The organism is Pirellulales bacterium, from assembly GCA_036490175.1.
Taxonomy (GTDB): Bacteria; Planctomycetota; Planctomycetia; order Pirellulales; family JACPPG01; genus JACPPG01.
Map to the genome: position 1 here is coordinate 1 of DASXEJ010000181.1, position 9,198 is coordinate 9,198.

9 protein-coding genes are annotated in these 9,198 nt (G+C 56.5%); all 9 read left to right on the forward strand.

Annotated features, from left to right (window positions below; translation table 11 throughout):
* A partial coding sequence (locus VGG64_13400) for a glycosyltransferase family 4 protein (GenBank protein ID HEY1600597.1) occupies positions 1-516 on the forward strand: 516 nt, incomplete at its 5' end.
* Positions 510-1,415 (forward strand): glycosyltransferase, encoded by a 906-nt coding sequence (locus tag VGG64_13405; GenBank protein HEY1600598.1) that lies wholly within the window; start codon positions 510-512, stop codon positions 1,413-1,415. The genes VGG64_13400 and VGG64_13405, both read left to right, overlap by 7 nt.
* A gap of 200 nt (positions 1,416-1,615) precedes the next feature.
* Positions 1,616-2,062, forward strand: a complete 447-nt coding sequence (locus tag VGG64_13410; GenBank protein HEY1600599.1) for a methyltransferase domain-containing protein — start codon at positions 1,616-1,618, stop codon at positions 2,060-2,062.
* 227 nt (positions 2,063-2,289) lie between these two features.
* Entirely contained in the window at positions 2,290-3,867 is a 1,578-nt protein-coding gene (locus tag VGG64_13415) for a polysaccharide biosynthesis C-terminal domain-containing protein (GenBank protein ID HEY1600600.1), read from the forward strand.
* 408 nt (positions 3,868-4,275) lie between these two features.
* A complete protein-coding gene (locus VGG64_13420) occupies positions 4,276-4,977 on the forward strand; it encodes an FkbM family methyltransferase (GenBank protein ID HEY1600601.1) in 702 nt (233 codons plus the stop codon).
* A 96-nt stretch (positions 4,978-5,073) separates the two neighbouring features.
* Positions 5,074-5,979, forward strand: a complete 906-nt coding sequence (locus tag VGG64_13425; GenBank protein HEY1600602.1) for a hypothetical protein — start codon at positions 5,074-5,076, stop codon at positions 5,977-5,979.
* A 64-nt stretch (positions 5,980-6,043) separates the two neighbouring features.
* Positions 6,044-7,030, forward strand: a complete 987-nt coding sequence (locus tag VGG64_13430) for a glycosyltransferase family A protein (GenBank protein ID HEY1600603.1) — start codon at positions 6,044-6,046, stop codon at positions 7,028-7,030.
* The gene (locus tag VGG64_13435; protein HEY1600604.1) at positions 7,027-8,154 is read left to right on the forward strand and encodes a glycosyltransferase family A protein; all 1,128 of its coding nucleotides are present in this window, start codon (positions 7,027-7,029) and stop codon (positions 8,152-8,154) included. Before VGG64_13430 ends, VGG64_13435 begins: the two co-directional genes overlap by 4 nt.
* Before the next feature lie 304 nt (positions 8,155-8,458).
* Complete coding sequence (locus VGG64_13440; protein ID HEY1600605.1) at positions 8,459-9,121, forward strand: FkbM family methyltransferase; 663 nt, start codon at positions 8,459-8,461, stop codon at positions 9,119-9,121.
* The last annotated feature ends 77 nt before the right edge of the window (positions 9,122-9,198 follow it).

Below are 9,198 nucleotides of genomic sequence, written 5' to 3' on the forward strand. Positions count from 1 at the left end.
GTAGGATCTGGGGACTTCTCTCGGGAGTATCAGGCCGAGGTTACCAAGCGGCCCGAACTGAAGGGTCGCATTACCTTCCTCGAACAAGTTGCCAACGTTGCACCGATTCTGCAGGAATTGGACCTTCTTGTCATGCCGTCGCTTTGGGAAGCCTGCCCAATATTGCCGATGGAGGCAATGGTATCCGGCGTGCCGGTCTTGGGAACCGACTGCATCGGGCTGCGAGAGGTTCTCAGCAATTCTCCATCCGTGATGGTGCCGGCGAACGATCCAGCGGCGCTTGCCGATGCGCTGCGGCGGGCATTGGAAGACTCCTGGAAGGCGGATGCCGTCGGCTATGTGCCGGCCGCGCAGCGGCGGTTCGATGTGCAGCCAGTAGGCCAAACTTTAGCCACTCTCTTTGCATCACTTGTCGAGGCGCCAGTCGGCCGTCGCCCATTGTTACACGAAGACGTAATCAGCACGGAAAACACCCGCGAAGACGATGAGGGAGTAAAGGAGTTTTCTAAATGCTAGGCGTCTCGGTCGTTATTCCCTGTTACAACGCCGCTAAGTACCTACGCGAGACGCTCGACAGCGTGCTAGCACAGGAGTATGACGGGCCTCTCGAAGTGCTCGTTGCCGACGACGGATCCCATGACGGAAGCCCGGAAATCGTCGCCTCGTATGCGCCGCATGTCCAACTGTTGGTAAGAGAGCTGCACGAAAACCGCTCGGCTTCTTGTGCGCGCAATCGTTGCTTGCGGGCTGCGACGCAACCGCTCATAGCGTTCCTCGACGCCGACGATCTGTGGATGCCAGGGCACCTGTCGGCATTGGCCCAGGCAATGCAGCGGCGACCCGACCTAGGGCTGGTCTATGACAAGGGATACTTCGTCAACTCCGATGGCAGCATCATTGGACCGCAATTTCCGGAGCCGCACCGCCCACGCATCAAGCCCGACGATTTGCTTCTCGAGCAATGCTTTGTTCCCGCCGGCGTGATGGTGCGTCGTCTGGCGTTCAATCGGGTGGGGGTTTTCAACGAGACGCTTGGACATGCCGAAGATCACGACATGTGGCTGCGCGTTCTGGAATCTTTTCCGGCCGAGCATGTGCCGCATTGCGGATACAAATATCGGCTACATGACGGCCAGAAGTCGCTCAAGCCCGCACTGTGGCTGAACGTGGATCGAGTCCTCGCGAAAGCATGCGCACGGTATCCCTATAGCCGCCAGAGCATTCGCAAACGGAAGGCAGTGATCGCTTATCGATTCAGTGAGATTGCATTCCGAGAGAGGCGCTACGTGGCAGGCACATACCTTTTGGCAAAGGCAACTTGGCTCGACCCGCTACGGGCAGTTCACGAAGCTTGGACCAGGTTCAGATCAGCCGACAACAGCGCACCGGCGTCGTTCAATACAATGCCTAACTGAAGGTCAGACCGATGCGGCTACGGCTTGCGACAAATATGTTATCCGGCCTTTTGAAGCTCTCAATGCTCGGACAGCGACAAGGGCCACATATCACGCGCTACTATATGTACAACCATTTGTCGCAAATAATGCCGGGCGTGCCGGCCAGCGCACGAGTGTTGTCGATTAGCCATTCCATCGCGCTTTGCGAGTCTCTCGGAATGCCGACCTCGCAAATTGTCGAGGCTAACTATCCAGCCGTAAACATCCTATCGCTTCCCTATCCCGACGACGAATTCGATTTTGTCGTCAGCGATCAGGTCCTGGAGCATGTCGAGGGAGACCCTTATGTCGCGGTTGCCGAAACATTTCGCGTGCTGAAGCCTGGCGGAGTGGCGATCCACACCACGTGCTTTATGAACCCGGTTCATGGCGCGCCAAGCGATTTTTGGCGATTCAGTCCCGACGCACTTCGCCTGCTCTGTCCGAGCTCCGCAACGATCGTCGATGCTGCCGGGTGGGGAAATCCATACGTCTTCATTGTTATGTCTTTGGGTCTTCGTTATCTGGGGGTTCCCGACGCGCGATGGCACCCGTTTCACTGGGCGGCCATGTCAAACCATCCCAGGCTGCCAGTTACTACGTGGGTTGTGGCGAAAAAGGCGTGACCATCAGTCGGTCGTCGTTGCTGCCTCCGAGACACAAGTTCATCAGCGTAAGCTCATACATGGCACAAACGTTGCAGTTACTGAGCCTTGGTTGCGACTCGCGAAATAGTTCGGATCACACGTTCTCTGACGGACAGGTCACGACAATGGTGCTCGCCGACCATTGTATATCCTGATTTGTCGAGTTGCGCCATGACGGCATCACATCTGTACAGAAGCTTGGAGATATGACAGGTCTGGCCAGCCGCGAGCATCGGCGACTCGTGATCAATGCGATTACGAATGCGCTATACTTTGCCTCGACCGTAGTAGTCGTCTTCTTCGTGTCGCCAATCCTGGTACATGGGCTTGGCGACAATCGCTATGGCGCGTGGTTACTGGTCAATTCGGTTGTCGCCTACATGGCCCTGGCCGAACTAGGTGTGGGCGCGTCGGTCGTGCGCTACGTATCCAGGTTCGACGGATTGCACGATCAGGACGCGATCAACCGCATCTTCAGCACTAGTCTGTTCATCTTTGGTTGCGTGGGGGTCGTGCTGCTGCTAACGACCTCGGCGTTGGCCATCTTCTGGGCGCGCCCTTTCGGAGTCGACCAGACTGTGGCTGACGAGATGCGCTGGCTTTTGGTCGTGCTGGGCGCGAACCTGGCCATTGCCTTCCCGTTGGGACTTTACAAAACCGTGCTCGTCGGATTGGGGCAATATCCGATAGTCAACGCTGTCAGAATATCAAGCCTGATAGTGCGGAATGTACTACTAGTAGCATGCGTCCACTACGATGGCAGTCTGTTGACAATCGGTCTGGCCATTACGTGCGGATCGTTGTTGGATCATGTTTGCTCGACTGCGGCCGCGTATCGCTACTTGCCTGGCTTACGGTTCGGCTGGCGGTTCGTCGACCGCGAGACGTTACGTGCCATCCGCGGATACAGCGGTTATGTGTTTTTGACTTACATCGCCTATCGGATTGCCACCGAGAGCAATCCTTTAATCGTGGGCGCATTCCTGACACCCACCGCGGTTACGTACTTTGGCATCGCCTGTAGCCTGTCGAATCAGGCCGGCGACGGGTTGCGGACGGCCATAGCCGTCCTCACGCCAACAGTCAGTAGGTGGGACGCCTTGGGTGCTGAGACTGCCATCGCTCGCCTGCTTGTGACCGGCACAAGGTATTTGCTTTACATGGCGGTGCCGATTCAAGTGGGCCTTATCCTGCTGGGACGACAGTTCATCGCGCTATGGATGGGAACGACGTACGCCCAGCAGTGCTATCCGGCGCTAGTGGTATTCGCGATGCCGTTGGCCCTTGTACTGGCGCAAGCGATGAGTGCCCGCATTCTGGAAGGCCTCGGCAAGGTGGCCCCGCTCTTTGTGCTCACGCTGGTACAAGGAGCATTGGTGGTGACCCTGGGTGTGGCGTTAATCGGTCCGCTGGGCATCATCGGTGTAGCCACGGCAGCGACTGTGGCATCGGTTGTGCAGAGTGTCGGAGTGATCGTCATCGCCTGCCGCGCGGCGCGCGTTCCGATTGCCAAGTATTCATGGCGCTCCTGGACTCTGCCGACGGTAGCTGCCGCGTACATCTCCGGCGTGTGGCTCCTTGGACGATGGCTGCTACCACCGATAACCACTTGGGCGTCATTCTTCGGCACCGGTTTGGGCGGCATGGCTCTGTATGTGCCCTTCGTCGTATGCCTGGACCCCAGCCTGCGGCGCATCGTGAAAAGTACGATTTCGGGACTTGGCGCTGGTGCACACGCGGCGCCGGTTCAACAACTGGCCGGAGTAAGCCCGCCCGGCGACTAATCGCCGCCGGGCCATGTGGCGGTCGCTGCAAGCCTCTGACCTTCACACCTAACTTTGATCATGACGAACCACACCGCAAGCGTCTCTAGTGCCACAGTACCTGCTACTGAGGTGCCTGCGACCAACGAATCCGCTGTCAACGTACTTGTGGTTGCGAAGCCATCCCTGTTGCGACGCTGCGCACGACGCGCTCGAGAGTTGTCGCGCCGATCGACACGTTCGTTCATCCGCGCGCTCGCCTGCAATCGTGCGACACGGCGAGGTCTTAACGCAGTCTACAGCCGACTAGGGCCACGCAGTAGGGGCACTATTCACGAATCATTTGCCAAGATATTTCGCGGACGGCAACCATCATTTCGCCCCGACGTCTGGAATATAGTCTTCGCAGGGCGACACATCGTCTTACCAATGACCGCCGAACGCATGTGGCTGGACTGGGACTGCGCGCTATCAATCGTCGGGCATGACGTCGAAGTTAAACAGACCTATGCGGCGATCCTGACATCGAAGCGGCGACCGAACTTATTTGTCGATATCGGCGCCAACTACGGCACGCACTCCCTGCTATTTCTGTCGCATAACATCGAGACGCTCAGCTTCGAACCCAATCCATCTTGCCACTCGTACTTGCGTGAGACCTGTCGCCTGAACGCGCTTACCCCACGATTAGAAGAATGTGCGCTCGGCGCGACGCCAGGAACTGTCGAATTATGGTATCCCGAGACAGACACGTGGTTGGGATCGACAGACAAGGATGCACAGCACGACCTGCAGCAGAAGTACTTGACGACCGTGCAGACGGTCCCCCAGAAAACGCTGGATGACTTCTTGGCTTCATTTGTCGGTCGGAACGTGCTGGTAAAAATCGATACCGAAGGCGCGGAATACCAGGTTCTACTCGGCGCCTCTCGGACACTGAAGGAGATACGACCCTGCGTAATTTTCGAGAGCTTGGGAAGCGACGACCGCACGAAGCTGTACGGCCTATTTGTATCGCACAGCTATTCGGTCGCACATTTGCCATTGTTTCCTGATGAAGACCCACACTTGCTTGGCGTCGAACAGTTTTGCGAAAGTTGTTCTTCGAATTTTGTCGCGATTCCCTCTTAAGTTTGTTTTCCGTCTGAAATGCCCGGCCGTTCGTGCCGGAAAAGTCTTCGCATCGCATGCCGACCAACTCTAGTCCTTCCTGAGACATTACTGACCATGTCGAACGTCATCCTCGGCTTATGCGCCAACTATTCGATCGACCAGCTCGCCCCCTTCGTTACTTCTCTGCGCGCGACCGACTTCAACGGCGAAGTCACGTTCTTTGTCGACAGACTTTCGGGCGATACCAAGCGCTTCCTGCATGCGCACGATTGTCGCACAATTCCTTTTCACTCGATCCGGCACTTTCGAGGCGCGCAAACGACTCGCCGGCTTGTCGCCCGCGCAATTCGCACTTTTTGTCCCGCGTCGCCATCGACAAAGGTTCGCTCATTTGTGACGCGCCTCTGGCATTGCGCGGCCAGCCGATACTTTCTCTATGCGACGTACCTGGAGAATACCAATGGCCGTTTTGAAAAGGTCTTGCTAACCGACGTACGCGACGTCGTGTTTCAGCGCGATCCCTTCGACTTTCCGATGCGCGGCGCAATGTGCGCCTTTCAGGAATCGTTGGCTCGCATCGGGGACGATTACTTTAACAGCCAGTGGATCATCGATGGTTTTGGCAAGAAGGTTTTCCAGAAGCTCAGCCATCGGCCTGTATATTGCTCGGGCGTCACGATCGGCACAACGTCGGGTGTGCTCGGTTACTTGGCTGCCATGACAAAGGAATTAACGATTCGCGTCGGCTTTATGGGATACGATCAGGGCATACATAATTACCTGGTTCACACTGACGCTATTCCCGACCTCGCCCATTACACCAATTGGACCGGACCGGTGCTTACACTCGGGACCGTACCAGAGCAAGAACTCGCGATGCCTGCTGACGGATTGTTGCGGAATCATGATGGCGCCATCGTAAATGTGATTCATCAATACGACCGTCAACCAACGATCGCGCCGCGTGTTTTGGGAAGAATAAGTCGCGCATCGCTAGCGCCATCGCCTGTCTATTCTTGACCTCGATCAATTAGCCTTGTTTCATGCCGGCAGGATCGTGATGGCGTCCAACGATATACAAGTGATGCCTGCAGACGACGTCGCCAGCGCCGACTGGCGGCCAAAAGTCGCGGGCATCATGCCGCTCTACAACAAGCGCGACACGGTTCTTGACGCCATCGAAAGTATGTTGGCACAGTCGAGTCCACCCGATGAAATCGTAATCGTCGACGATGGCTCAACAGACGGATCAGGCGACTTAGTCGCCGATAAGTATGTGAACCATCCGTTGATCCGTCTCATTCGGCAGCAGAACCGCGGCGTCAGCGCAGCGCGTAACGCAGCGATCCGCGCATCGACCGCCCCGATTCTGGCTTTCCTCGACGCCGACGACAAATGGCTGCCGCGACGGGTCGAAGAACAGGCCGCGATCATGGTCGCAAATGAAAGCTGCATGATCGTGTTGGGAGCCGCGGTCCTATGCAACGAAAGCATGGGGCGAACTTGGATCGAAGGAGACGTCATACGGCGTGAGACTTATCTGAAGGAATATTTCCGGGAGCAGCACTTGCCCGTCTGTAGCGGCGTAATGGTGCGTCGCGCGGCCTTGAACGAAGTTGGCATGTTCGACGAGAGCTTACAGATGGGAGAAGACCACGATTTGTGGCTGCGCGTGATGCTACGATTCGGCTTCGCGCATCACCCCAAGCCGGTTGTTTGGTATCGATGCTGCCGTCCACAAACGCTCGCCAGCGTAGAACGCGACTTCCTCGGTAACGACATCTATTTTGCCAAACATCGCTATACGTTTGGTCGCGGCATAAGCGGCCGTGTAATCTGGGGTATAGCTTATGCGGCGGTGCTCCGCCGTCATGCCGACTGGTTTTTCAAACATGGCGAAGGATGGCGAGCGCTCAAGAAGATAACGCGCGCGCTGCGGCTTTGGCCGTTTTTCAATCCTCTTCCGTTGACGAAATCCGCTGTGGCTTGCATGTTGGGGCCGCGGGCCTACCAATCGGTAGTATCGCTGACGCACCGATTACGTCGCCGCCGGCCGAACAGAGCGTCATGACCGAACACGCACCCCATTCCAAATCACAGACTCCAACCATTTCCATTGTGTTGCCCACGCACAATGGCAGCCGCTATATCGACCAGTCGATTATGTCGGTAGTCCGCCAGACCTGGCAAGATTGGGAAATGATCGTCGTTAACGACGCGTCAACGGATAGCACTGCCACGATCGTCAATCGATGGACCAACCGAGACCCTAGGATAACGGCCATCCACTTGTCCAAGAATCGGACACTGCCCGGCGCGCTGAACGACGGATTTGCGTTCGCCAAGGGAGAGTTCCACACCTGGACCTCGGATGATAATTGGTATCATCCGCGCGCGCTCGCCGAAATGCTTGCGGTGCTGCGGCAAACTCCCAGCGTATCGGTCGTTTGTACGGACCGTACGAACGTTAATCAGTATGGGACGCCGATCGAAGTGTCCGAGGCAGGCTCGGCAGACGACTTGCACATCATGAACCGCATCGGCGCGTGCTTTCTCTATCGCCGTGAGGTGACGACCGCACTCAATGGCTACGACGAAAATCTTTTTGGAGCAGAGGATTATGATTTTTGGCTGCGCGCTTCATTGCGCTTTCGTTTTACTCGTGTGGCCCAGCCCCTGTACTTTTATCGACTCCAGCCCGGCTCGTTGAGCGCGCGTAAGTTCGCTTTGATCGCCAAGAACGTCGAAGCTGCCGTACGACGATGGCTCCCACAAGTCAACTGGCGAAATGACAACGTTCGTAGCCAGGCCTACAGTGAATGGGGCGTACGTTGCTTGCGCGCGGGAACGTGGGAGAATATCTTCGAGCCCTGGCTGCACAAGGCACAGTGGCTAGACACAGATGCGCGCGCCTTGATGCGTCGCACCGTGCTCAAACGATCGACACAACTTGCCTGGGAAGCCCATTGGCGTCGCGACTGGCAAGCATACGATCGTTTCAAGCAATACATGTTGGAAGTGGGCGACGATCCGGCCGTTGCCCGCCTGCTCGCCAGGAGGGTGTATCCGCGCTGGATCTATCGTGTCAAGGACCAGTTGCGCGCTGCCCGTGACAATGCCGCGCGCTGCATGCCCGAGTCGTGGCGAGCGCCGCCGCCGAGGCAAAGTTGCGCGCAAGTGGACATGCAAGGTTAGCAGGACATGTAATGCACAATATGTACGTCCGCACTGGCACGATCGACGTGCGACAGTCCGGTGGCAATCAATCTGCATATCAACAACTGCCCATACACCTCGGATGTGCCTTCGCGCGACTTTGTGGCTGAATCGCCAGCCGCCTGTGGCGAGCTGTTGTCGCATCAACGTTACACAGTCAATGACTTAAGGCTTCACAATGCTACGCGCGCTTGCCCGCCGGCTTCGAGATCGTACCCCGGCGCCGCTCCGGCGGAACATCGCCCATTTTGGACGGTTCTTTGACAATCAAACCCCGAGCGGAGTGAAAGAATCTCTGGAGTTTCTCAAGCGGCAAGGCTGGTTGCCGACAAGCATCATTGACATCGGTGCATACGTTGGCGACTGGACAAGAATGTGCCGAACCGTTTTCCCAGACGCCGAGGTGCTCATGGTCGAGGCGCAGCAGAACAAGATCGGCAATCTCAAACGGGCATGCGTTGAACTTGGCGCCGGCGTCTCATACGAGCTAGCATTGCTTGGCCCACAGACTGGCACAAACGTGCGCTTTGTTGAAATGGAGACGGGCAGCTCGGTCTTTGAGGAATTGAGCCCATATAAAAGAAATTACGTCGAAAAAAATCAAGTGACTCTCGATTCGCTTATAGCCAGCCGCGGGTGGCCAAACCCAAACTTCTTAAAGCTCGACGTGCAAGGCTATGAATTGGAAGTCTTGAAGGGGGGCTCGAAGGCAGTGCAACATGCGGAGGTCATCCTGTTGGAATCGTCGCTCCTGTCGATCAACAAGGACTGCCCGCTCGTCTTCGACGTTCTGCATTTCATGGCACAAAGCGGTTTTCGCTTGTTGGATATTTGCTCACTGATACGCCGCAGGGATGGTGCACTGTGGCAAACCGACTTGCTATTTCTGCGGTGCGACTCTCAATTGCTCCCAAGCAATAGCTTGGATACGTCCACTTGGTGGTAAGTTTTTTGCGCGGCAGGCAAAGCTTCTGCATGCGATTGATTTTGCGGTACCCGAACCTCTCGACAATCACCTTAGAT